The organism is Niallia sp. WK069_GA_01, from assembly GCF_983173855.1.
On sequence record NZ_OZ470138.1, the window covers coordinates 1690757 to 1715526 of the forward strand.

Here is a 24770-nt window from a genome sequence, read left to right on the forward strand (position 1 = left end):
AAACATAATAAAAATAGGGAGTTTGTATTTATGATTATGATAATGCAAATAAGCGACTTTTTAAAGGGGGAACTTTATAAATGCACTCTGAAAAAAAGGTTTCGTACACTCTCAATAAGTCCGCAGGTGGAATACACTTCGCTTTCCTGTGGGCGAGCGTCGAGCCTCCTCGCTCATGCGCTGCGGGGTCTCGCCTTTCTCGCATTCCCACGGGAGTCTTCGTGTATTCCACCTGCTCTCTGCTTCAAACTTAGTTCATAAAAAAAATAGAAAGATGATTCTTTTCATGGGCCAAGGTGCGAATCTTTATTAGCAAGGGTGTTTACTCTGAAAAAAGTTCCATACACTCTCAATAAGTCCGCAGTCAAAATACACTTCGCTTTCCATGGGGCGGGCGACGAGCCTCCTCGGAGTAACTCCTACGGGATCTCGTCTGTCCCGCAAATCCCATAGGAGTCTTCGTGTATTCTGACAGCTCCCTGTTTATAAATTTAAGAAACCTGCTTCTTTTCATGGGCCAAGGTGCGAATTTTTATTAGTAAGGGTGTCTACTCTGAAAAAGGGTTTTGTACACTCTCAATAAGTTCGTCTTGTTTTCTCGGGGAGTGAGTCTTCGTGTATGCGGGCTGCGGACTAATGGAGAGAGCCAATTCCTTTTTTTAGGGTAGCCTTTTCATAAAAATAAATTAGAAATTTTTTTTCGGAGTATTTCATATACATCTTATAGAGAGGTTTAAATGGGCTTGAAAAAAAGATGTGGTGATAATGTATCCGTTTTCTTGACCTTGTTTTTTTTTGAGAGTACAATTAAGTTGTCACATAATTGTAAGAATTTTTGTCACGAGGTAAGGAAGTATAAGGTTTTGAAGTCTGATGGCTGTCTAGCTCCAGCGCCTAGCCCCTGTGAAAGATAACCTCTTGCCTCTAAAAGTAAAGAGCACTTTTTGAGTCAAGAGAACATTTTTCTTCGGGGCTGAACAAGGCGCTTGCGCTTTTCTTATTGTAATCGCTTTATTTTCAAAGTGGTAACTTTTCTCAAAACCATTGGATAGCTAATTTTAAGGACAGAAGTTTTTTTTTTTATTAAAAGTTAAGAAAGCAAATGGAGAAGATCATTGAGGTTGGACTGGTGTCTAGCGTAAGCGCTTTTCTAATTAGGGGGGAATTAAATGACAACAAATCGTGAATTTATTTATAGAAGAATTCATTCATTGCTTGGTGTAATTCCAGTTGGAGTCTTTCTTATTCAACATTTAGTCGTTAATCATTTTGCGACAAAGGGAGCAGCGTCTTTTAATAAGGCAGCAGGCTTTATGGAACATCTGCCATTTCGTTATTTTTTAGAGATTTTTGTGATTTTTCTACCTATTATTTATCATGCTTTTTATGGAATTTATATCGCTTTTACAGCTAAAAATAATACAAAAAATTATGGTTATTTCCGTAATTGGATGTTTTACTTACAACGAATAACAGGTGTTGTTACCTTGATTTTTATAGTTTGGCATATTTGGGAAACAAGAGTCGCAGCAGCAATGGGACAAGAAGTGAATTATGAGATGATGCAGGAGAATTTAGCAAACCCTTGGATGTTTGCCTTTTATCTAGTTGGTGTGCTATCGACTATTTTTCATTTTTCCAATGGTTTATGGTCATTTTGTGTAAGCTGGGGTATTACGGTTTCACCACGTTCTCAATTAATTTCTACATATATTACAATCGGAATATTTGTTGCATTGTCGATTATAGGTGTTCGGGCATTGTTCGCATTTATTTAAAAGTAGTTTAGCAGTGTACTAGATAGGGAGTGATTTAGAATGAAAAAGAGCAAAGTTATTATAGTAGGCGGCGGTTTGGCTGGATTAATGGCAGCGATCAAAGTCGCTGAAACAGGTACGGCTGTAGAACTTTTTTCCCTTGTGCCAGTGAAAAGGTCCCACTCTGTTTGCGCACAAGGAGGCATAAATGGTGCGGTAAATACAAAAGGGGAAGGCGATTCGCCGTGGGAGCATTTTGATGACACGGTATATGGCGGTGATTTTTTAGCAAATCAACCACCTGTTAAGGCAATGGCAGAGGCAGCGCCTGGTATTATTCATTTATTGGATCGTATGGGTGTAATGTTTAATAGAACACCAGAAGGATTACTGGATTTTCGCCGTTTTGGAGGTACACAATATCACCGGACAGCATTTGCTGGAGCTACGACAGGACAACAATTATTATATGCATTAGATGAACAAGTACGAAGATTTGAAGTAGATGGACTTGTTGTTAAATATGAAGGATGGGAATTTTTAGGTGTTGTTTTGGATGATGAAGGGATATGCAGAGGGATTAAAGCACAAAACCTGAAAACAATGGAAATTAAAGCATTCCCATCGGATGCAGTAGTGATGGCAACAGGAGGACCTGGCATTATTTTTGGAAAATCGACCAATTCGGTTATTAATACAGGGTCTGCTGCTTCCATTGTGTATCAACAAGGAGCCTATTATGCAAATGGAGAGTTTATTCAAATTCATCCAACGGCTATTCCGGGAGATGATAAGCTGCGTTTAATGAGTGAATCAGCCCGTGGGGAAGGGGGCAGGGTTTGGACCTATAAAGATGGGAAGCCATGGTACTTTTTGGAAGAAAAGTTTCCTGCCTATGGGAACCTTGTGCCAAGAGATATAGCGACAAGGGAAATTTTCCATGTATGTGTTGATCAAAAGCTTGGTATAAACGGCGAGAATATGGTGTATCTTGATCTCTCTCATAAAAATCCAAAAGAACTTGATATTAAATTAGGCGGCATTATTGAAATTTACGAGAAATTTATGGGAGAAGATCCCCGGAAATTGCCAATGAAAATATTTCCAGCTGTGCATTATTCCATGGGCGGATTATGGGTGGATTATGATCAAATGACTAATATCCCAGGATTATTTGCGGCAGGAGAATGCGATTATTCCCAGCATGGAGCCAATCGTTTAGGAGCAAACAGCTTGTTGTCTGCTATTTACGGCGGAATGGTTGTTGGACCAAATGCCGTAAAATATATTGGCGGATTGAAAAAAAGTGCAGAAGATGTATCCTCGATTTTATATGAGCAAGCAGTAGCAGAAGAACAAGCAAAATGGGATCAAATTATGAAGCTGGATGGTACGGAAAATGCTTATATTCTTCATAAAGAATTAGGAGAATGGATGACGGACAATGTAACGGTTGTCCGTTATAACGATAAGCTGCTTGCAACAGATAATAAGATTCAAGAATTGTTGGAGCGATTTGAAAAAATTAATATTAATGATACTGCAAAATGGAGCAATCAAGGAGCCGTGTTTACGAGGCAGCTGCAAAATATGCTGCAGCTTGCCCGTGTCGTTGCGATCGGAGCGTATAATCGAAATGAAAGCAGGGGAGCTCACTACAAACCAGATTTTCCAGATAGAAATGATGAAGAATTTTTAAAAACAACAATGGCGGCATTCGTTTCGAATAAAGAAGCGCCGCATTTTCACTATGATGAGGTAGATACTTCTCTTATTAAGCCTAGAAAACGTGATTATTCGAAGCAAAAAGAAGGAGTGAATTAAAAATGGGAGAGGCGAAAACAGTAATATTTCAGATTACTAGACAGGATGATCCCGAATCAAGTTCTTATGTGGAAGAATTTGCACTACCCTATCGGCCAAATATGAATGTGATTTCCGCGTTAATGGAAATCAGGAGAAATCCGGTAAATAGTAAGGGAGAACAGACAATACCTGTTGTCTGGGAGATGAACTGTTTGGAAGAGGTTTGCGGTGCTTGCTCGATGGTTATCAATGGAAAACCAAGACAATCATGTACAGCGCTTGTCGATCAGCTGGAGCAGCCAATCCGCTTAGAGCCAATGGCTACATTTCCGGTTGTTCGTGATTTGCAAATTGACCGCAGTAGAATGTTTGACTCGTTAAAAAAAGTAAAAGCGTGGATTCCAATTGATGGTACTTATGATTTAGGACCAGGTCCAAGAATGCCAGAAAAAAAACGACAGTGGGCATATGAATTATCAAAATGCATGACTTGTGGAGTTTGTTTAGAAGCATGTCCCAATGTCAACAGCAAATCAGATTTTATGGGCCCAGCTCCATTATCACAAGTTCGTCTCTTTAACGCCCATCCAACCGGAAGTATGAACAAATCAGAAAGACTAGCGGAAATAATGGGAGACGGCGGATTGGCTAATTGCGGAAATTCACAAAACTGTGTTCAATCCTGTCCGAAAGGAATTCCATTAACAACATCTATCGCTGTATTAAATCGGGATACGACTTTACAAGCATTTAAGAATTTTTTTGGCAGTGATCATTAAAAATTACAGGCAGATGATGAATCATAATTAGTTGGACAATTTAGGATAAAAAGAGGCTTTTATGACCGTTGTTTTTCTGGTCATAAAAGCCTCTATATTAATTAGATAAGAAAGATTTTTCAACTTAGATTAGTGTCTAGCTCCAGCGCCTAGCTCTTGTGAAAAATAACCCCATGCCTCTAAAAGTAAAAAACACTTTTTGAGTCATGTGAACATTTTTCTTCAGAGCTGTTCAAGGACGCTTGCGCTTTTCTTATTAGAAAAAGTATCTTTTTTGTATTGAAGAGCTGTTAGAAGGTTTAATCCTCTTAATGAGGCAATCTTGTTTTCGAGCATTTTTAATGCTTCTTCCTTTTCTCCACTTTTTCTTTTTTGCTCTATTTCTAGAAAGGAAAGCAAAAGTGAATCTTTCAGAAGGCTTTTATTTTCAGCATATGTCTGCATATCTCCTTCTTCTAATGCAATGCCAGCTTTATAGTACCATTTATATTTTGTTTCCTTTAACATAGGCAGAAGCTTCTTTGCTTCTTCATAGTTCTTTTGCTTTGAGAGCAAAAGAAGTTGTGAAACAACCTTATGCTCTTTGTGTTTGATTTGATTGATCTCTTCTTTTGCCTTTTCTTCCTCATCCATCAGGAGGAAATATAAAAAACGCATGGAAGGCCGTTTTGATTTTTTTAAGAATGCTACGATTTTTTTTTCGTCTTTTTCTAAGAATAATGGATAGAAAGAGAGATAAAAGATGGCCCCTATAAATAGAATGGCAGCAATAAAAATGATAAAACTAGGTAATTGAAAGAAACCAACAATAAATGCAGTAAAAAAGAATAAAATGTATATCCAGATCATGTTAATTGCTCCTAAATAATAATTTTGATTGTATTTCCAAAAGAGGAGTGAACAGGTAGACGTGTAAAACTTAAAGTATAGGGGAAAATAGAGCAGCATGCCAACCTATTAGAAACGGTTTATATAACTATTGATTTTTTTAGACTGCCATACATACAATTCGCTCGAAGACCCACGCTCAAATTAGTTTTCAGCCGGAAAACATTTCGTTTTCCATGGTCCGTGTGCCGAGCCTTCTCAGAGCTTTTCTCCTAATATTCCGACGAAAAAACATCTCCAACACTACCAGCTCCTAATAGTGCGTGTTCAAAAAGGAGGATAAAAAGGACGAAGAAATTCGATGCGTCATTTTTACCAGAATTTTCGAACAACCTCAAATACTAAAACACACAAAAAATTTCCTTTCTTTTGCTTAATTTTCTATTATTGTAGCATATTTCCGCTCTGAAAAAGATCGTTGTATGACAATCATTTATATTATTTTTAACATGATTGTTATTGGAAAATAGGGATGACTTTCTGCACAAACTATAATTAAAATAAAGCATATTTTCTTCTCTTTGTGCCGATTAAGCTATTGCTATGAGTAGCACCAGCACCAAGGGGAATATGAGAAATCAAAAAGGACGGAATGTGCGGTGACACCTCCCGTCCTTTTAGGCAGCTATTTTTACTCATTATGTTCAATATGGAGCAGGCAAAGGAGTTCCTGGTGGTCTCCACCATGATTCAACTGTCCGCCAAGCGGTATGATAATCATATCCTTTTCCCATCAGATAGCCAATAGCAACTGCTTCTTTTAATGCATGATGATAACCGAGATGCTGAGCCTCTCTTATTCCATGTTGTATAGCAGGATTAATAATCTGAAGAGTTTGTTGTTCAGCAAGATTATTCCTTGGATAAAACGGATCATATAAATTTCCTTGTTGATAATAGGGATAGTTTACTTGATAAGGAAAATTATTCATCTTCTACTTGCTCCTTTTTATGAATTTTTACTTTTTCTACTTATAAAGGAGATGGCAGTGTGAATAAGGGGGAAAAGGTAAATATAGTGGGATAATAAATGTTTGAAATAATTACCAATGAGCGGAGGAACATATGGATTCATTCCTGCTGTAAAATCTCCTTTATGCCTCTTTTCATCATATGTTCAAGTGAATAGGTCTATTCAGAATTTTGTTTTAAAAGTCTATAAGGCAAAATCGGCACATTTTCTTTACTAAATTTAAATGTCGATTTACTAACATCCGGTTCTATAGTATTTTGTCGGAATGTAATAGATAATAACCGCAAATTTTGTTATAATTTAACAAAATTGCGGTTAGAAAAAACACACTAGGGGGAAAAAGGGTTGCAAAGAAAAAAGACAGCGGGTTTAATCATTTTTGTGTTAGCGGCATTAACGTTTTCCTATTTTTTGTATCAAAACGATGACAATCAAAAGGAAAAAAGAACAATAAAAAAAGATGTGATGGAGAGCTATTATGGAATGAGTAGAACGCTAGAAGGAAATCCAGCAAGAACGGTTGTTTTAAGTAAACAGGATGGCGAGTATGTAGTTGGAAAAAAGGGAAAGGATCTTCAGCCTGGTTTTTATGATGTAAGAGTATTAAATAGTGATAAAGCTAATTTTGCTGGCTGGAATCTAAATGAAAAAGATAAACTTCATGCTATTCATTTTTCAAACAATAACAAATTTGGCATATTTGAAGGACAAGTAGAATTGACGCCTTCAACATTTCAGAAGCTAGAAAAGGTGGATGACTATTATACTATTTCTCATTCAGGGTATTATGTGGTAGGCGCTGAAATTCCTGTAGGAAAATATGAATTTATTTTAGATGGAAATACAGTTCCATTAAATACCTTTATTGATGTAGAATTTCAAGGGAAAGAAACGAGACAATCTATACAATGGGATAATAAAAAAAATGCTCGAGCTAATAGTATCAACTTAAAAAAAGATGCAATTATCTATGTTGATAAAAAGGATACAAAAGATAATCAAAGAGATGAAATCGTTTTGAAGGTAAAAAAAGTAAATAAAGATACGTATTATAATTAATGTAAAAAAGAAGGTTTGTGGTAATCAACCGCAGCCTGCATACACTTCGCTTTCTGTGGGGATCGGCTTTAGCCGCTTCGGCCCTTGGCCTTCAGGGGTCTCAGCTGTCTCGCTAATCCCACAGGAGTCTACGTGTATTCAGGCTGCTCCATTTTCCAATCTATTTCATTTTTTTCTTGGTAAAAGAATGAGGTTTTAGAATTAGCCTTTAAAAACGCAATGGAACAACATAGTTTTTCTACTTAACTCTATTAAAAAACATAAATAACAATATAGGGAAGTTAACCATTTACGTGCTAGATTAGAGCATGTTCGTCTTTACCTATTATCTATTGAGTTATATCTCAGCCTCTTTTTTCAATAGGATTATTATCTGGATTATTTGCGGATTAAGGGTGTAGAATCCCGAATAATTGGTTCTGTAAAGATATGAGAAACCTGGTATGCCTGATTCGGATTATTCATTCTTGAAAAGAGCATGTCTGCTGCTTTTATCCCCATCTCTTTACTGTAAATATGAACGGTCGTTAAACGGGGCTCAACTATGCTTGCTTCTGGTCCATCATCAAATCCGCAAATAGCGACATCCTCGGGGATAGAGAAGTTCATGTTTTTTAATGCTTTCATAAAATTTACGGCAATAAAATCATTGGCACAGACAAATGCAGAAGGGAGTGATGGAAACTTCTGCAGACGATTCTCCATCCAGCCAGGTTCAGGTTTGAAGAAGAGGGAATCATCATCAATAATACATTGAGAAAGATTGAGTGTGATTTCAGCCTCTGTTAAAGCTTGATGAAAGCCAATCCATCTCTCGTTAAAGCTAAGACAATGAGTATAATCTCCAATAAATCCGAAGCTTGTGTATCCACTTTCAATCAGTTTTTTTGTGAGCAGATACGTACTGTGCTGATTTTCCATTAAGAGCACATCTGCTTTAAAGCTAGGATAACAAGTAGTTGCAGCACAATCTACAAAAATCGTTGGTATCCCAAGACTTGTAATAAGCTTGCTGTATTCAAGATCAAACAACTCTATACAAACAATCCCGTCTACCTTCTTTACATCGAAATTATTAGGCAGCGTTAACGACGTTTGATCCCTCTCTCTAACTATATGAAAGGAGAGATTATATCCTTGCGTGCTAATCTCCTTCTCAAGACCGCTTATTAATTCGGAGCCAAAGTGAGAAGTGTTAGGCAAAGCAGCTGTGAATAATGCGATATTTCCAGTTTTTTTAGAAAGGTAAATGTCGCCATCCATATGTGCAAATTGTTTATATTTTAACTCAATTGCTTTTTTTATGACTTTATTTCGTGTTTCCTCAGGAATATTCTTATTATCATTTAGCGCTTTGGAAGCTGTATTTCTTGAAATCCCGAGGGCATCGGCGATATATTGAATGGTAATTTTTTCTTTCGCCATATGTAAATTCACCCTTGCTATACATAATCTATTTTATTAATATCCATTTATTTCATTAAGTCAAATGTATAATAGAAGCTGGAAAATAGCAATGTTGGCAGTGCGAATGCTCATTATGTTTAGAAAATGTAAAAATAATTATGAGAAACGACTATTTATGAATAAAAGTGATTTTACAAATGCACAAAATATATTTTACAAAAATATTGACGTATATTGGTCATTTTGATAAATTGTATGTGTAGCAAGTAAAAAGAAGAATGTAAGCCCTTTCTTTTTTATGATTCTAGATTCAGAATCACGGATTTTAAAACAGAAGATATATGATGGTTTAAAGGAACAAGGAAATCCGTTGATCTTCTTCTATTTAGGAAGTTTGCTGCGACCATTTTGATTAAATCTATTTTAGAAGAGAGGGCAAATGATGAAATCAATTTCGAAAAAATGGACATCTGTATTTTTGTCAACCGTACTTATCACTACCACTATTGGCATAACTTCTGTTCATCCTATAGAAGGAAGGGCAGCTGCTTCTGATGAAATGTTAATCAAACAAAATAGGGAGGGTTCGACTATTTTTGAAAACGCATCCAAAATAAATACTAATCTAACAAACTGGAAGATAAAAGGGGAAGGAACACTGAAAGAGACAGAACAAGGACTTTTACTTGCATCAGAAGCGAAAAAAAATGCAATAGCATTATCTGATGTTACGTCAAAAGACTTTATTTATGAAGCAGATGTGAAAGTCATAGATAAGCAAGCGGAAGCAGCTTTGGTATTCCGTTCCAATAAAGATGGTTTGGAATCTTATATGCTGCAAATCATTCCAAAAGCTGGGGTTATTCGTCTTAAAGATGCCCGTGATAATCATAAATTAATTGAAGAACGTCAAGTGGCACTGAAAGAGGGTGGGATTTACCATCTAAAGGTAAAGGTAGTAGGGGATAACATGAAAGTATATTGGGGTAATCAGTATGCTCCTATTATCGATGTGCGTGATCATTCATACGAAAAGGGTTTGTTAGGGCTTAACGTAGGGGATGGATCGGCGTTGTTTCAAAATATAAAAGTTAGTGAACTTTCAACGAATTTAGGTATATCTATAAATAAAAAGGGCAACTGGGAACCGGCAATTAACGGTCAAAAGGGGACAGGGATTCAAGGTGTGAAATCTCAACAAATATTTAGTGAAAATGCAAGTGACTTTACGCTGGAGGGTAATATTACCTTTGAAAAAAACACTTCGGAAGCTGCACTAGCATTCCGCATGAATAAACAGGGAACTACTGGTTATTATGCTGCATTGATTAAAGAAGGAAACATAGTCAAAGCACAATTCAAAAAGGCAAATGGTACTGTTAATAAAACATCAACCCACAAATACAAGACACAAGAAGGCTCCAAGCATCATCTAGAAATCAAAGTAAAAGGCAATCAAATGGAACTTTATGTGGATGGCTATTCTGAAGCTGTGGTAAAGGCAACGGATCGAAGTTATAACGAAGGTTTTGCTGGCTTTACCGTAGCAAAGGGAACTGCTTCTTTCCAAGACGTTTATCTTATTGACGATTCTAACTATTACACAGAAAAGTATAGACCAGATTATCATTATACTCCGGCTCGTGGTTCGGTTAGTGATCCAAATGGTATGATTTATTATGAAGGTGAATACCATTTATTTCATCAAGATGGTGGGACATGGGCACATGCAGTTAGTAAGGATATGATAAATTGGAAGCGCCTTCCGATTGCTTTGCCATGGAATGATCAAGGTCATGTATGGTCTGGTTCTGCTATAGCAGATGTGAAAAATGCTTCCGGTTTATTTACTCAATCAGGAGGGAAAGGCATTATTGCCTACTACACTTCCTATAATCCAGATAAATTAAATGGTAATCAGCGCATTGGCCTTGCCTATAGTACGGATAATGGTCGTACTTGGAAGTATTCGGCTGAACATCCAATTGTAATAGAAAATCCGGGCAAGAATGGAAACGATCCGGGCGGCTGGGATTTCCGTGATCCAAAAGTAGTTCGAGATGAAGCAAATAATCGCTGGGTTATGGTTGTATCCGGTGGTGATCATATTCGGTTCTTTACTTCCACCAATCTAATTGATTGGAAACTTACAGATAATTTTGGCTACGGAGACTATGTTCGCGGCGGCGTCTGGGAATGCCCAGATCTTTTTGAACTGAAGATAGACGGAACAGAAGAGAAAAAGTGGGTACTGATGATTAGTACAGGGGCCAATCCGAAAACACAAGGATCAGATGCTGAATATTTTGTAGGACAGCTAACAGCTGAAGGTAAATTTGTTAATGATAATAAAGCGGGGGAAGTGTTAAAAACAGATAACGGGAAAGAATTTTATGCTTCTATGTCTTTTGCGAATATGCCAGATAATCGCCGAGTAATGATGGCATGGATGACGAACTGGGATTATCCATTTGCTTTTCCAACTATAGGTTGGAAGGGCGAGTTAACCATTCCAAGAGAAGTACGTTTAGTGAAAACAGAGGAAGGGATAAGACTTGCACAAGCACCAATTAAGGAACTACAGTCGATTCGAAACACCATATTCCAGACGCATAACAAAAAAGTAAATCCGAAAAATGCTTCGAGCTTGTTAAAAGGAATTTCTTCAGGATCCTATGAAATAGAAGCGGAGGTAGAAATTCCATCTGACAGCAAAACAACTGAATTTGGCTTTTATGTTCGTGAAGGAGAAGAACAAAAAACAGTTGTTGGTTATAAAACAGCAAAAAACCAACTATTTATAAATCGTGCTGAATCAGGAGAGACAGACTTCTCCAACCTATTTTCGACTATGCATGAAGCAACTTTGAAGCCGAAGAATAAACGAATCAAAATGAATATATTTGTAGATGATTCGTCTGTTGAAGTATTTGGAAACGATGGGGAAGCTGTTTTTTCTAATGTTATTTTCCCGGATCCTGCAAGCCGTAGAATGAATTTCTATGCCGAAGGAGGCGATGTGAAAGTAATTTCTCTTAAAGTACATTCGCTTTCAAATACTTGGAATCAAGATAGTAATAAAAAAACAAGAGTGGAAATGGATTCAACGGATCGTGAGTTGAATGTAGGAGAAGCTCTGACATTGTTTGCGACTGCAGAGGATGGAAAAGGAAAAGGAACGGAGCCGATTAAATGGAAATCAAGCAATTCAAAAGTAGTCAAAATTGACTCTTCTTCTAACTCCAAAGCGGTGCTTAAAGCGGGAAGCAAAGGGGAAGCAATAATTACAGCGTCAACACCAAATGGCAAAGCAGCTGCATCTGTTAGTATAAGGGTCTATGACGGAGAATTCCATACGAATCTGACGGGATGGAAATCGGATCTTTCTGCATCCAAATGGACAATTACGGAAAATGGAATTCGCGGAACGCATACAAGCGATGCAAACTATATAGCGAAGGAAACTGCCGGAAACTTTACCTATCAGGCAGACATGAAGCTGGGGCAATCTGGAGGGGCAGGCTCTATTCTGTTTCGGGCAAGTGAAGATGGAAGAAGCGGCTATTACTTCAATCTTGATCCGAATATGAAAGCATTCCGACTCTTCTACAAAATCGACGGCGGTTTTGAGGAGCGTATGGTAATCAGCAATGTTCCTGCATTTATTCAAGCGGATAAAACATACAAAGTGAAAATGGAAGCAAATGGCCCTCACATCCAAATTTATGTAGATGGACAGAAAATCATGGATGTACAAGATGGAACGTTTGCAGATGGCCATTTTGGATTAAATGTATTTGGCGGGCAGGCTTCCTATCAGAATGTTATGGTTAGTAATAAGGAAGAAGCAAACTTAACTGTAACAAGCTTTACAAATAAATCAGCTGGAAAAGCGCTTTATACGGCGAAGTCCCAAAACGGTGAGCCAGTAACAATAGCAGAAGCAGCTCTAGCAACGAAGTGGGTGCTGATTCCAACAGGTGATGAATATGGATCATATTCGATTCGTACACAGGGAGGAAAAGCGCTGGATTTGAATACAGCAGAAAATAAAATTCAACTGTACAACTATCTTGGTTATAACAATCAACGCTGGAACATAAGCAAAAATGATAACGGAACCGTAAGTATTACTTCTGTTCACCACGGCAAGGCACTTGAAATGGCAGAAGACGGAAGCCTGACATTAAATGATTCAGAACCCAGCCTTGATCGTCAGCAGTGGATACTTTCAGAAAATATAAAATAAAGCAAAAAAGCACGCTATAAATGTCTCGAAAAAATAGGAAAAAATAAAACATCTCTTGAATCGTATGTATCACTTAGACGATTTTGGAGATGTTTTTCTTTTTTATATTTTAATTGTTCGTACAAGACAAAACGACGAAAGAAGTAGCAAGTGATTTATTTATTTATTTATAAACAAAAAATTTCTTATAAAAATTATAGCTGAAAATAGCAATATTGTAGCAAAAAAGGCACCTAATACAAGAGATAAGTAATTAAAAATAGAGGCGAAATGATAACCTGTTTGCACACTTGAAAAATAAAGAAAAGCTAAAACTATAACAAATACAATAAGAAAGTTTTTAGATAAAAAGAAATTTTTCATTGTAGTCCCCTTTATTTTAGTATGGATATAATTGGACTATTAACAAAAACGTGAATAATCCCATAGGTTAAAGTTTTGGTCTCAGTTGAAAAGTTATACCATAGTACGTAATAACAAAGAGCTAACTTAAAAACCTGGATATTTTATGTAAGTAATTACTTGAAATACCTATCATGTAAAAACGTTATTTAATAATCGATATAGCCAAGAGTAACATCAATCAAGTTCGTGTATTACGAATCGAATAAACACCAATGTATAGAAAACGAAAAATATGATTATTTGTTTATAGTTCTTAAGTACCTTTTTTCTAAATTATACCATAGGTAAATAATGTAATAAATACCTGGTTTCAGATATTGAGCGGAATGGTAAAAAGATAAAAGAATATGAATTTATCTTGTTAGGGTTAGAACCTAGTACAGATAAAAATTATAAAATTGTTCTCACGTGGAAAGATCAAGATGCTGAAAAAGCGAAAGAAAGCACTATTATTTTTACAAGAGGATAAACGTTCATTAAAAAATTTTTTATTTTGGTTTTTCTAGAATGATGTAACTATGAGTCTTATTATATAGAATGAAAAACGGAAAAAGACAGTTTGTATAGTATACATAAGATCACTTCAGGAGATTTATTGATTGCTAACTGCAGCACTTATTTGCTCGATTTGTCAAATGTCTATTTATTTCAGGGTGTAGATTAATTGTCTAAACTTTTCATTAGACTAACTTTATCTAATCTAATGATGGAAGGAAAATAAAAAAAGCTGTCCAAATTTCTTCAAATGTAGTCACTCCAATGCTTCTCCCGACATAATATATCCAGACTATGATAATACCCATCCCAAAGTTCATAGCTGGCGTAGGCAAGGAGGGTTATACTACTTGAAGGAAAATGAATTCACTCACAAGCCATTATTAACGAAAAGAGAAAGAGAAGTATTTGAACTGTTAGTACAAGACAAAACGACGAAAGAAATAGCAAGTGATTTATTCATAAGCGAAAAAACAGTTCGAAATCATATTTCAAATGCGATGCAAAAGCTGGGCGTTAAGGGGCGTTCACAGGCTGTTGTAGAGCTCCTTAGAATGGGAGAACTAGAACTTTAATCCAAGAAGATGATTCAATTCAATAAGGGAAAAGATCCATCATCAATTCGTTGTGGGACTTTAGAACCTTATGTTGAATCATCTTCTTTTAATTACGAAAGCAAACGTATCATGATGGAAGCTAAAATTTTTATCAGTAAAATACATAGCTTAAAAAAGGGTTTCTTTAGCACAGAGCAGCCTGCGGAACTTATTTTTAGAGTAGAATAATAAATATTAACTTATAGATAATAAACAAATATACATAATCCAAAAAAATAGTGTTAACTTAAATTAAAATTACGTAATTCTATTCTAATCACATCTCAGAATTCAACAAGTTTATTATAATGAAAGCAGTATGTTGTGTTGATTTTAAAAACAGTGGAATCTTTGAGGAGAAGGAATAGATGAAGTTTGAGCAATTTGCAGTTTCCCCTTTATTTATTATGGTTATATTAATGGCAGTAGGCTATTTATTTTTCTTAAAAGATGATAAAGGCTTTTGGGTGAAATTTTTTAGATTTTTTTCCATATATAATTGTTTATATCGTAGCAGTTTCCTTTTACTTTTTTAGCTAAATGAATTTGTATATTTGCAGTTGATTTTGTTAATTTGAACTGTGAATTAATAGGCACGTTCTCTGATGCGATGTGAAAGTTTAGTTAGGTGAAATCGTTCGGAGTTTATTAAAGAATGAAACAAATTAAAATGTAAAACGTATAGAGGTAAATAATGGATGGGAGTGGTTAGGTTTGATACGAAAAGCCGGGAAATATATATACTTCATCTTTGCGATACCCTTTGTATTTTTATGGACTATCTTTTTCGATCCAAGCGCAAATATGGCATTGTTCATTCAGGATGTACTAAAGGATAAGTAATAGCTTTCAAAAAAAATCCAGGCAGTCGAGAAACGCTGGATTTTTTTGTTCTTCGTGTTGCTCTCAAATAACCATCACTAGTAAAAAAGAGCGATTATTCAAGCGCTACAGATATATATGTTTTTTGCGAATAAAGTCCATAACGTAAAGTGTAAAGAAAGGATAAATAACATTTGATTGCTTACACTACTCTTATAAATTTAAGATTTGGAGGAAGTGCTGGTGGCTTTTATTTGGCATAGTTTTATTTTAATAGTATCTGGTATTATTTTATTGAGGATTGCTGGCAGAAAATCGATAGCACAAATGACTCATACACAAACAATTGTGATGATATCCATTGGAACCATTATTGTACAGCCTATAGTAGAATCTAGTGTGACAAAAGCAATTATAAGTGCATTCATTTTTGTTTTGACGATTCTAATAGTTGAATACCTTCAATTGAAATGGGAATTCTTTGAGACTTGTATTACCGGCAAGTCAAAAATTGTTATTGACGAAGGGGTATTGCAAAGACATACACTGAAAAAACTTCGCTTGACAGTGGATCAGTTAGAAATGCGATTACGAAACAGTGGAATCGCAAAAATAGAAGATGTAAAAACGGCAACTATTGAGGCGAATGGAGATGTAGGATATGAATTACAGGATGACGCTAAGCCATTAACAGTAGGTGAATTTAAACACTTAATGCAACAGTACTTTCCAGATAACCTACATAGTAACAATGCAGAAATATCATCTTTTGAAAAAAATAAAGAGAAATCAAATCTATTCAGCGAACTACATTAGCCTTTATTTTGCTGAAAAAATAAAAGGTCCGAAAGTACAAGTTTTCTGAAGTCTGGCAAGTGTCTAGTCTCAGCGAGTATCACCTCCTGTCTCTAAAAGGAAAAACACTTTTTTAGTCAAGAGAACATTTTTCTTCGGAGCTAAACAAGGTGCCCCGCACTTTTCTTATGATAAATTTTTAACTAGCTGAAAACGGAAATCAGTCCTTTTTATAAACGATTTACGAGGAAGGAAATGTAGCTTATAATTATATTGTTAGACAAAAGAATATAAAAATAGGATAATTTTATCTGGATATATATTAGGAGATGTAATGATGAATGTAGAAGAAAAAAACTCAAAAGAGTATATTGATATTATCGCAACAGTTGAAAAGGATATGAGGTATATATCCGGTATTATAAAACAAAAGGGTCGGGAAATCTTAAGCAATTATACGATTACTCCGCCACAATTTGTTGCATTACAATGGCTATTTGAAGATGGGGACATGACAATTGGAGAACTTTCTAATAAAATGTATCTGGCATTTAGTACGACAACAGATTTAGTGGATAGAATGGAGAAAAATGAATTAGTGCAGCGTGTAAAAGATCCGAATGACCGTCGTGTTGTCCGAATTCATCTATTGGATGAAGGAAAAAGATTAATTGATGAAGTGATTAAAAAAAGACAACTATATTTAGAAGAGGTTTTGGGTGATTTTTCCTTTAAAGAAGTAGAACAATTAAAGGATAACTTTATGCGATTACATCAAGAAATGCGAGAAAAATGAGGCGGTTTTTTTGGAAAGAGCGATAGGGGTTATAGATTCTGGAGTTGGTGGTTTAACAGTAGCAAAAGAAATTATGCGCCAGCTTCCCTATGAAAACATTATTTACTTAGGCGATACAGCAAGATGTCCATATGGCCCCAGAACTGGTGAAGAAGTGAAATTATTCACATGGGAAATGACGAGGTTTTTATTACAACGAGATATTAAAATGCTTGTAATTGCTTGTAACACAGCAACAGCAGTGGCATTAGAAGAAATAAAAGCACAGTTGCCAATACCTGTTATTGGGGTTATTATTCCAGGAGCTCGTACGGCGATTAAAGTTACAAAAAATAATAATATCGGCATAATTGGGACGTTTGGAACAGTCAAAAGTCGTGCGTATGAAAAAGCATTAAAACAAATTAATTTTCGTGTAAAAACAGAAAGCCTTGCATGTCCAAAGTTTGTTCCATTAGTGGAAAGTGGTGAATATGAAGGACCTGTTGCGAAAAAAATCGTGGCAGAAACATTGCAACCATTAAAAAATACGTTGATTGATACACTTATTTTAGGGTGTACTCATTATCCATTGCTTGAAAAGGTAATTCGAAAAGAGATGGGATCCGCTGTAAAGGTAATCAGTTCTGGTGAAGAAACTGCAAGAGAAGTGAGTACCATTCTTTCTCATAACAATAAGCTTGCTTCTTGTAAAAATGAAACAAACCATCTTTTCTTTACGACAGGATCAAAAGACATTTTTGCAAGGATAGCATCCAATTGGCTAGAACAGAAAATTGAAACAGTAGAAACCATTAAATTAACGTAAAAAATTGCAAAATAGTTTGTATGTATGCTGAAACGAGGTGAATCGCCTCGTTTTTTTGTCTGCAAAAATACAATTCTTTGGAAAAAAGAATTTTTTCACTCATAAGCGGTCTAAATTTAAAAATAGCTCGTATATATATTAGTACAAACTGTCTTAGGAGTGATTAATGATGTCTAGGAATAAAAAAACAGTCATCGTTTCAGCAGTATTTCTTTCTTCAATCATGCTTTCCGGATGTAGTTTATTTGGCGGGGACAACAAAGTAAATGATGATCCGCCTAAAACTATATATAGTAACAATGCGGCGAAGGAAAATGGAGATACGGCTAAAGAAACGACAAGTAAAGCAACTGCTGAAAATTCGATTTCAACTGAATTGTATTTAGTAGACAAGGATGGCTATGTTGTACCGCAAACGGTCAATCTGCCAAAGACAAAAAGTATCGCTACAGAGAGCTTGCAATATTTAGTGAAGAATGGCCCAGTAACAGATTTGCTTCCAAATGGTTTTCAAGCAGTAATTCCGCAAGATACTAAAGTAAGCGTGAATATTAAAGAAAAGGTCGCTACTGTTGACTTTTCAAAAGAATTTAAAGAATATAAAGCAGAGGAAGAAGCAGGAATTCTTCAATCGATTACTTGGACCTTAACGCAATTTAATTCGATTGATTCCGTAAAGCTGCAAATCAATGGTAAAGAATTGACAGAGATGCCAGTGGATGGAACACCAATTCAAGGTGCTTTAACACGATCAGTTGGCATTAATATTGATACTTCTGACGTAACAGACATTACGAATACGAAGCCATTAACTGTTTATTATATTGGCGGCGAGGCAGGAGCATACTATTATGTGCCTGTAACAAAACGGGTTAACAATTCAGAGATCAATAATATTGCTGCTGTTGTTGAGGAAATGGTTCAAGGCCCTGGTGAAAGTTCTCCATTATCAACTATGATGGCTCCAGATGTTGCATTGCTTAATACCCCGACTGTGGAAGATGGCAAAGTAACACTAAACTTTAATGATTCCATCTATAGCAGTTTTAAAGAGGAAGACAAAACAGTTTCAGATGACGTATTAAATTCTTTAGTATTATCGCTAACCGACCAACCAGGAATTGACAGTGTGGCAGTTACGGTGAATGGCAAAGCAGATTTAAAAAATGAAGAAGGAAAAAGCATATCAGAACCCGTATCTCGTCCACAAAAAGTGAATACTGGTAGTTATTAATAAATCTTTGATATAATAAATACTAATAGAGGTTGTTCAAAAAGTCCGGTAAAAATGACACGTCGAATTTCTTCGTTGGTTTGCTTTTCCGCTTCTCACGTATTAATACCATACGCTGTGATGCTCGGGAGCAAACCGCCTCGAACTTCTCGGTCCTTTTTATCCTCCTTTTGAACACGCACTAATAGAAAAAGGGTTGCATATCAATGCAGCTCTATTCTTTATGAGGTAAGAAAGTATGACTTTTCTGAAGCCTGATAACTGTCTAGCTCCAGCACCTAACCCCTGTGAGTATTGCCCTTGCCTCTAAAAGTAAAGAACACTTTTTGAGTCAAGAGAACATTTTTATTCGGGACTGAACAAGGTGCTTGCGCTTTTCTTTTGAAAGACTATTGCTTAAAAGATACTTGTGCTATGAGAAGAATTTAAAACAATCCAGTTATAAAACTGCTACAGCAAGACAAGAATAAAAAAATCATGCAACTCCACCCCAAAGGAAGGCAAAGTGTATACCGGATGTGGATCCTTTTTTTAGGGTAGACACCTATGAAACAAAATTTGCACCATGAGCGATAAAAAAAGGCGGTTTGATTTAGCTCGTTGTTTGTTGAAGCAGGGAGCAGCCAGCATACACGAAGACTCCCGCGGGAATGCGAGAAAGACGAGACCCCGCAGCGCAGCGAGGAGGCTCGACGCTCGCCCGCAGGAAAGCGAAGTATATGCTGGCTGCGGACTATTCGAGAGAGCCAAAGCCTCTTTTCAGGATAGCTTTATAAAAAAACACTAGAATGAAGTCCTTATTATTAGGAGGTTTAAGGAAATAAAAATGCGACAAGACGGACGAGAAAACGTACAATTAAGACCAATACATATAGAAACAAATTATTTAAAGCATCCAGAAGGCTCTGTTTTAATTACAGTTGGAGATACAAAAGTAATTTGCACAGCAACAATAGAAAATCGAGTTCCTCCATTTATAAGAGGAACCGGAAAAGGCTGGATAGCAGCAGAATACAGCATGCTGCCTAGAGCGACAGAAAAACGAACTATTCGGGAAGCAGCAAAAGGAAAAATTACAGGAAGAACGATGGAAATTCAACGATTAATCGGACGAGCATTACGAGCAGTAGTAAATCTAGAAGCGATAGGAGAACGTACGGTATGGATCGATTGTGATGTCATACAAGCAGATGGCGGGACAAGGACGGCTTCGATTACTGGCGCGTTTGTGGCAATGACAATTGCATTGGACAAGCTATTTCAAGAGAAAAAACTAGCTAACTATCCCATTACGGCATTTTTAGCTGCCACAAGCGTTGGCATATTAAGCAATAAAGAAGTGGTTCTTGATTTAAATTACATAGAAGATTCCAAAGCGGAAGTAGATATGAATATTGTGATGACAAGTGAAAAGGAATTTGTAGAACTGCAAGGAACAGGAGAAGAAGCGACATTTTCCTATGTGCAGCTTCAAAGTTTATTACAAATTGCCCAAGAAGGAATAGAGCAATTAATTCAAGTTCAACGAGATGCAATTGGCGAAACTATTTCCAATAAAATTAATAAAAAATAACGTAATTAACAGGAGGAAAAAATGAAAGAAATTATTGTGGCAACAAAAAATGCTGGTAAAGCAAAAGAATTTGTGCAGATGTTTGCACCTCTTGGCTATTCTGTGAAAACATTACTGGATTATCCAGAAATAGAAGATGTAGAAGAAACGGGAAGTACCTTTGAAGAAAATGCGATACTAAAAGCAGAAACAGTTTCTAAAATTATAGGAAAAACGGTTATTTCCGATGACTCTGGTCTAATAATAGATACTTTAAATGGAGAACCAGGGGTATATTCTGCACGATATGCAGGAGAACAAAAGGATGATCAAGCAAATATGGATAAAGTGCTTAAAAAGCTTGATGGAGTACCGGCAGATAAAAGAACGGCTCGTTTTAGCTGCACATTAGCGGTTAGCATCCCTGAAAAAGAAGCATTAACCTTTACGGGAACATGTGAAGGGATTATATTAGAAGAGAAAAAAGGAGAATTTGGCTTTGGCTATGATCCGATTTTTTATGTAGTGGAAGAAGGAAAAGCAATGGCTGAATTACCAGCGGAAAAGAAAAATAAAATAAGTCATCGTGCTAATGCATTGCAGAAATTAAAACAACAGCTACATTCTGTTTTTTAGGAAGGAGAGAAGAATGAAGGTTCTTATTGTAAGTGATAGTCATAGTCTAGTAGAGGAAGTAGGAGAATTAAAAGCAAGGCATAAGGGAGAAGTAGATGTATTTCTGCATTGTGGTGACTCTGAACTTCCAGCCAATGAAAAAGTAATGGAAGGCTATGCAACTGTTCGGGGAAATTGCGATTATGATGAAAACTATCCAAATGAACTTGTGAAAGAAGTAAATGATACAAAAATTTTTATTACACATGGTCATTTATATGGAGTAAAATCATCTATCACCAAGCTTTCCTATCGTGCTAAAGAATTAGGTGCTCAAATTGCCTGTTTCGGGCACTCCCATTTTCTTGGCATGGAAATGGTTGATAATATCTTGTTTATTAATCCTGGAAGTTTGCGATTGCCAAGGGGAAGAATGGAAAAGACCTATGTTATTTTAACCATTGATCAAAATAAATACACAACAGAAGTATATGATTATACAAAAGGAAAACTGCCTGATTTAACAACACAATTCTCCCTGAAATAAGATACATGCATTATTTCCTCATAAGGAAAGAAAATATTTCCTTGTGAGGAAATAAAAATTCATAAAATGGTTGACTTTAATCGAAGAAACACATATAATAAACATTGTCCTGATGAGGAACAAATGAAAATAAAAACATGTCCCAGTAGCTCAGCTGGATAGAGCAACGGCCTTCTAAGCCGTCGGTCGGGAGTTCGAATCTCTCCTGGGACGTACGAAGTAAAAGCGATCAACTTTGATTAATAAGGTTGATCGCTTTTTTTATCTTAGTAATAACTTAGTTTTAGTACCTAGAATAAGGTTAGAAGACTAGTGCCACTCCTTTTATATTCCTAAGATGGATACATACTCATACCTTTTTAATTTCTCAGCAATCCAAGATTGAAATTCAGTTATTACCTTAATTAACTCTTTAATATTTCGATGTAAATTCTCCGTGAAATTCTTCTGTGTTGTTTCAAATAGATAACCAATCTGGTTCTTAAAATTCTCTGCTTTTGGATTGTTTATTAGAAATAATTTTATCCTTTCTAACTCAGCTATTATCTGGCTCCAAGTTTGTCTATTAATTTCACTCATCCCCCATAAGCTGTACCTTTTATAATGCTTTATAATTGCAGGAGTTAGATAAGTAAATGTTTCATCCGTAAAATAGATGGATTCTTTGTTCCAGTGTTTACTAGTATATTTTCCTGGTTTTATTTCTACATAACAAGAATCTTTTAACAAATCCACATCATAAATAATCTCTATAGGTTCAATTATAAAACACCCCTCCAACCCTTTTCGCTATATCTATTTAAATAATATCATTCATTTGATTATGTAGTAAGTTCAATTTAATCTTTGTCAAAGGGTATGTTTAATGCTTTATTTATACTGTATCCATATAAGAAAGGATGTTGCAAGAATAAAGCGGACTATTCCTTTATTTGAAGGGAGAGAAATTTATTGGGTAATAATTCAGAAGGACGGTACTTCGCTGCCTTAATGAAGGGAAGTACTGTCCTTCTGTTTTCATCTTCTAAGTCCAAATTTTTCAATTTACTAGAGAGAAATCAAATTTTCTGTGCTCGCACCCGAGCGTTAGTATCTTTTATTTATTCTCTTGTGTCTTCTCTATTACGGTACCAATCGGAGATGATAATCGTTTCGTTTTTTTCCTGTCTCCGAAAACTGAGACGATAATTGTCTCGTTTTTCTTTTTGGTCTTTCAAAGGGTAACTTTCATTTTTATCACTTCTTTGCATATTGCAACAGACTATATTTGTATAGCTCTAGTTGTTTGATGTAGCAAACCAAATTGGCTTAGCTGGGACTAATGATTAAGCAAAATAAAGCTAAAAAAAAGATGTTAGTTAATCAAGCCTTAATTCGAAGCTTACCTTCTTGCGTTTACGTGGGGTTTACGGATTATCAAAGTGCATATAACAAAAAGTCAATAATATCTGCTTTAAGAAAAGGAATAGATGTTTTAATAAATTTTAATACAATAATCACAACTTTTATCTCACTCATACGTCTAAGTATTGAACATTCAAGAAAGGAGGGATGATATTTGTTAGAACATAAGGAGGAAGAAATTGCAGATTGGTATGACCAACATAGTAAGTCTGTACTAAGTTTTATTTTACTCATGGTAAAGGATTATCAGCAAGCGGAAGATTTAACACATGATACCTTTGTAAAGGCATATTTATACTCTGATTCATTTAAACATCATTCCAGTGAAAAAACATGGCTCTTTAGTATCGCTCACAATCTGACAGTAGATTTTTTAAGGAAGCGTAAACCTGCAAAGTTTTTTAAAGAAATTTTTCTTTTGCAAAAAGACCACGTTCCCCTGCCTGAAGAAGTTTTTCGAATAAAAGAGGAATCTTACGAACTTTATAAGGCATTAGGAGAAATAAAAGATACATATAGGAAGGTAATAGTTTTAAGAAAAATCAAAGGTTTTTCTATAGAGGATACAGCAAAGATATTAGATTGGTCTGAGAGTAAAGTCAAATCGTCACTTTTCAGAGCCATCCCTGCTCTGAAAAAACAATTATTAAAGGAGGGGTATTGGAATGAAAAGGAAATTTGAAGATGCTGATTTTGACAGCTCCTTAAAGGATTTGGATTCTCATTTTATATGGAAGAAAAAGCAAATGCTAGAATTGAAAAACCGAATTCTAACAGATATAGAAACTTTGGAGATTAATAGGAGTAATAAGAACCTAATCAAATTAAAAAATAACAATAAAAAAAGTGTGACTGATAGGTTGGTTTATTCTGGATTTGCTTTGGTTTTATTATTTAGTTTATTTATTGGTTCTGCTTTTGTTTCTCCTGCAATGGCTGAGGTTGTTTCAAAAATTCCTTATTTAAGTAAATTATTTGAATCTGAACCTATAAATAGGGTTATATGGATGGAACTAGAAGAGAAAGGTTATATGATTGTTGGCGTAAGTGGGAATCCTAATCACATATTGATTTCGATAGATGGTTCTGAACAATACTTTCAAAATGTACGAGGAGAAGTAAAAGAGATTGCTGCTAAGATATTAAAATCAAATGATTATGATACTTATACAATAAAAGTAAATAGACAGATAGATAAAGTTCCATCAGTTTCCGAAAGAGACAAGTACATGGGAGAATCGTTGAATGAGATACATGAGGAATTAATTAAATTACAGTTCAACGTGATTTCTCAGGCGTATTCCTATTCTTCTCCTGATTCCCCAAATGTGATAATTGAAATTGATGTTCCTAATACCGAAAATAGGATAGAAGAAATTAAAGAAATCTACAGCAAAAAGCTAGAGGCAAAAAATATTGACTCATACTCTATAAAAATCAATAAAATTGATACAGTTCAAAAAGAAAAAGAATTGGAATGGGAAAATATTGTTCATGTAATTTATAGTGGGTTAACGGCAAAAGAGGAATACAAAGTAACAGGAGTTTCATATCAAAGTTCACCACGTCAAATTATTATTAATACGGCAATAGATGGTTCTGAAAAGGATGCACCTAAAAAGGTTATTCATATAGAACAAACCATTAAGGAATTTTTAAACTCTAAAGAAATTAAAGAAAAAATTAACGGAGAACCCTATAAAATAATTATTAAAAGTAAAGATAATCAGAAAATAAATTGATGCGATTTTTTAAAGTGATTTCTAGGTAAACCCTGCTATAA

At 35.5% G+C, this 24770-nt stretch carries 19 protein-coding genes and 1 tRNA gene; 16 read left to right on the forward strand and 4 right to left on the reverse strand.

The window, feature by feature from the left end; translation table 11 throughout:
• Positions 1-1169: 1169 nt before the first annotated feature.
• From AC5LWL_RS07985 to sdhB, 3 genes are read left to right on the forward strand one after another with little or no spacing between them, the layout of a single operon-like run.
• Positions 1170-1778: a succinate dehydrogenase cytochrome b558 subunit gene (locus AC5LWL_RS07985; RefSeq protein ID WP_493433812.1), complete on the forward strand. Its 609-nt coding sequence runs from the start codon at positions 1170-1172 to the stop codon at positions 1776-1778.
• Positions 1779-1817: 39 nt separating this feature from the next.
• Positions 1818-3581, forward strand: coding sequence for a succinate dehydrogenase flavoprotein subunit (sdhA, locus tag AC5LWL_RS07990; protein WP_493433813.1), 1764 nt, complete (start codon positions 1818-1820; stop codon positions 3579-3581).
• 2 nt (positions 3582-3583) lie between these two features.
• Positions 3584-4342 carry a succinate dehydrogenase iron-sulfur subunit gene (sdhB, locus tag AC5LWL_RS07995; RefSeq protein ID WP_493433814.1) on the forward strand — a complete coding sequence of 253 codons (759 nt, stop codon included), beginning with the start codon at positions 3584-3586 and terminating at the stop codon, positions 4340-4342.
• Between the two features lie 222 nt (positions 4343-4564).
• Here sdhB and AC5LWL_RS08000 read toward each other — a convergent pair whose 3' ends face one another.
• Positions 4565-5191 (reverse strand): hypothetical protein, encoded by a 627-nt coding sequence (locus tag AC5LWL_RS08000; protein ID WP_493433815.1) that lies wholly within the window; start codon positions 5189-5191, stop codon positions 4565-4567.
• A 683-nt stretch (positions 5192-5874) separates the two neighbouring features.
• Positions 5875-6162 carry a hypothetical protein gene (locus tag AC5LWL_RS08005; protein WP_493433816.1) on the reverse strand — a complete coding sequence of 96 codons (288 nt, stop codon included), beginning with the start codon at positions 6160-6162 and terminating at the stop codon, positions 5875-5877.
• A gap of 386 nt (positions 6163-6548) precedes the next feature.
• Between AC5LWL_RS08005 and AC5LWL_RS08010 the strand changes: the two genes are divergently transcribed.
• Positions 6549-7262: a hypothetical protein gene (locus AC5LWL_RS08010; RefSeq protein WP_493433817.1), complete on the forward strand. Its 714-nt coding sequence runs from the start codon at positions 6549-6551 to the stop codon at positions 7260-7262.
• Positions 7263-7640: 378 nt separating this feature from the next.
• Here AC5LWL_RS08010 and AC5LWL_RS08015 read toward each other — a convergent pair whose 3' ends face one another.
• Complete coding sequence (locus AC5LWL_RS08015) at positions 7641-8687, reverse strand: LacI family DNA-binding transcriptional regulator (protein ID WP_493433818.1); 1047 nt, start codon at positions 8685-8687, stop codon at positions 7641-7643.
• 424 nt (positions 8688-9111) lie between these two features.
• On the opposite strand from AC5LWL_RS08015, the gene AC5LWL_RS08020 reads away from it, so the two are divergent.
• The 10 genes from AC5LWL_RS08020 (at position 9112) to AC5LWL_RS08065 (ending at position 21796) form a co-directional block, all read left to right on the forward strand.
• Positions 9112-12918 carry a GH32 C-terminal domain-containing protein gene (locus AC5LWL_RS08020; protein WP_493436568.1) on the forward strand — a complete coding sequence of 1269 codons (3807 nt, stop codon included), beginning with the start codon at positions 9112-9114 and terminating at the stop codon, positions 12916-12918.
• 1250 nt (positions 12919-14168) lie between these two features.
• Positions 14169-14393, forward strand: coding sequence for a spore germination transcription factor GerE (gene gerE / locus AC5LWL_RS08025; protein ID WP_016201768.1), 225 nt, complete (start codon positions 14169-14171; stop codon positions 14391-14393).
• 1086 nt (positions 14394-15479) lie between these two features.
• Positions 15480-16052 (forward strand): DUF421 domain-containing protein, encoded by a 573-nt coding sequence (locus tag AC5LWL_RS08030; protein WP_493433819.1) that lies wholly within the window; start codon positions 15480-15482, stop codon positions 16050-16052.
• A gap of 316 nt (positions 16053-16368) precedes the next feature.
• Positions 16369-16827, forward strand: coding sequence for a MarR family winged helix-turn-helix transcriptional regulator (locus AC5LWL_RS08035; RefSeq protein ID WP_493436569.1), 459 nt, complete (start codon positions 16369-16371; stop codon positions 16825-16827).
• A 10-nt stretch (positions 16828-16837) separates the two neighbouring features.
• The gene (gene racE / locus AC5LWL_RS08040) at positions 16838-17635 is read left to right on the forward strand and encodes a glutamate racemase (RefSeq protein ID WP_493433820.1); all 798 of its coding nucleotides are present in this window, start codon (positions 16838-16840) and stop codon (positions 17633-17635) included.
• 169 nt (positions 17636-17804) lie between these two features.
• Positions 17805-18869, forward strand: a complete 1065-nt coding sequence (locus AC5LWL_RS08045) for a GerMN domain-containing protein (protein WP_493433821.1) — start codon at positions 17805-17807, stop codon at positions 18867-18869.
• A gap of 826 nt (positions 18870-19695) precedes the next feature.
• Positions 19696-20442, forward strand: coding sequence for a ribonuclease PH (rph, locus tag AC5LWL_RS08050; protein WP_493433822.1), 747 nt, complete (start codon positions 19696-19698; stop codon positions 20440-20442).
• 21 nt (positions 20443-20463) lie between these two features.
• The gene (locus tag AC5LWL_RS08055; RefSeq protein ID WP_493433823.1) at positions 20464-21057 is read left to right on the forward strand and encodes an XTP/dITP diphosphatase; all 594 of its coding nucleotides are present in this window, start codon (positions 20464-20466) and stop codon (positions 21055-21057) included.
• A 13-nt stretch (positions 21058-21070) separates the two neighbouring features.
• A complete protein-coding gene (locus tag AC5LWL_RS08060) occupies positions 21071-21583 on the forward strand; it encodes a metallophosphoesterase (protein WP_493433824.1) in 513 nt (170 codons plus the stop codon).
• 139 nt (positions 21584-21722) lie between these two features.
• Positions 21723-21796: transfer RNA gene (locus tag AC5LWL_RS08065), tRNA-Arg, on the forward strand.
• A gap of 111 nt (positions 21797-21907) precedes the next feature.
• Here AC5LWL_RS08065 and AC5LWL_RS08070 read toward each other — a convergent pair.
• Entirely contained in the window at positions 21908-22318 is a 411-nt protein-coding gene (locus AC5LWL_RS08070; RefSeq protein WP_493433825.1) for a hypothetical protein, read from the reverse strand.
• An 823-nt stretch (positions 22319-23141) separates the two neighbouring features.
• Between AC5LWL_RS08070 and AC5LWL_RS08075 the strand changes: the two genes are divergently transcribed.
• Together AC5LWL_RS08075 and AC5LWL_RS08080 are read left to right on the forward strand one after the other, a co-directional pair.
• The gene (locus AC5LWL_RS08075) at positions 23142-23669 is read left to right on the forward strand and encodes an RNA polymerase sigma factor (RefSeq protein WP_493433826.1); all 528 of its coding nucleotides are present in this window, start codon (positions 23142-23144) and stop codon (positions 23667-23669) included.
• Positions 23653-24729, forward strand: coding sequence for a hypothetical protein (locus AC5LWL_RS08080; protein WP_493433827.1), 1077 nt, complete (start codon positions 23653-23655; stop codon positions 24727-24729). Before AC5LWL_RS08075 ends, AC5LWL_RS08080 begins: the two co-directional genes overlap by 17 nt.
• Positions 24730-24770 lie beyond the last annotated feature (41 nt).

Coding starts and splice junctions, on each gene's coding strand:
- AC5LWL_RS07985 (WP_493433812.1), top strand. CDS start 1,170: ATGACAACAAATCGTGAATTTATTTATAGAAGAATTCATTCATTGCTT.
- sdhA (WP_493433813.1), top strand. CDS start 1,818: ATGAAAAAGAGCAAAGTTATTATAGTAGGCGGCGGTTTGGCTGGATTA.
- sdhB (WP_493433814.1), top strand. CDS start 3,584: ATGGGAGAGGCGAAAACAGTAATATTTCAGATTACTAGACAGGATGAT.
- AC5LWL_RS08000 (WP_493433815.1), bottom strand. CDS start 5,191: ATGATCTGGATATACATTTTATTCTTTTTTACTGCATTTATTGTTGGT.
- AC5LWL_RS08005 (WP_493433816.1), bottom strand. CDS start 6,162: ATGAATAATTTTCCTTATCAAGTAAACTATCCCTATTATCAACAAGGA.
- AC5LWL_RS08015 (WP_493433818.1), bottom strand. CDS start 8,687: ATGGCGAAAGAAAAAATTACCATTCAATATATCGCCGATGCCCTCGGG.
- AC5LWL_RS08020 (WP_493436568.1), top strand. CDS start 9,112: ATGAAATCAATTTCGAAAAAATGGACATCTGTATTTTTGTCAACCGTA.
- AC5LWL_RS08035 (WP_493436569.1), top strand. CDS start 16,369: ATGAATGTAGAAGAAAAAAACTCAAAAGAGTATATTGATATTATCGCA.
- AC5LWL_RS08045 (WP_493433821.1), top strand. CDS start 17,805: ATGTCTAGGAATAAAAAAACAGTCATCGTTTCAGCAGTATTTCTTTCT.
- rph (WP_493433822.1), top strand. CDS start 19,696: ATGCGACAAGACGGACGAGAAAACGTACAATTAAGACCAATACATATA.
- AC5LWL_RS08055 (WP_493433823.1), top strand. CDS start 20,464: ATGAAAGAAATTATTGTGGCAACAAAAAATGCTGGTAAAGCAAAAGAA.
- AC5LWL_RS08060 (WP_493433824.1), top strand. CDS start 21,071: ATGAAGGTTCTTATTGTAAGTGATAGTCATAGTCTAGTAGAGGAAGTA.
- AC5LWL_RS08080 (WP_493433827.1), top strand. CDS start 23,653: ATGAAAAGGAAATTTGAAGATGCTGATTTTGACAGCTCCTTAAAGGAT.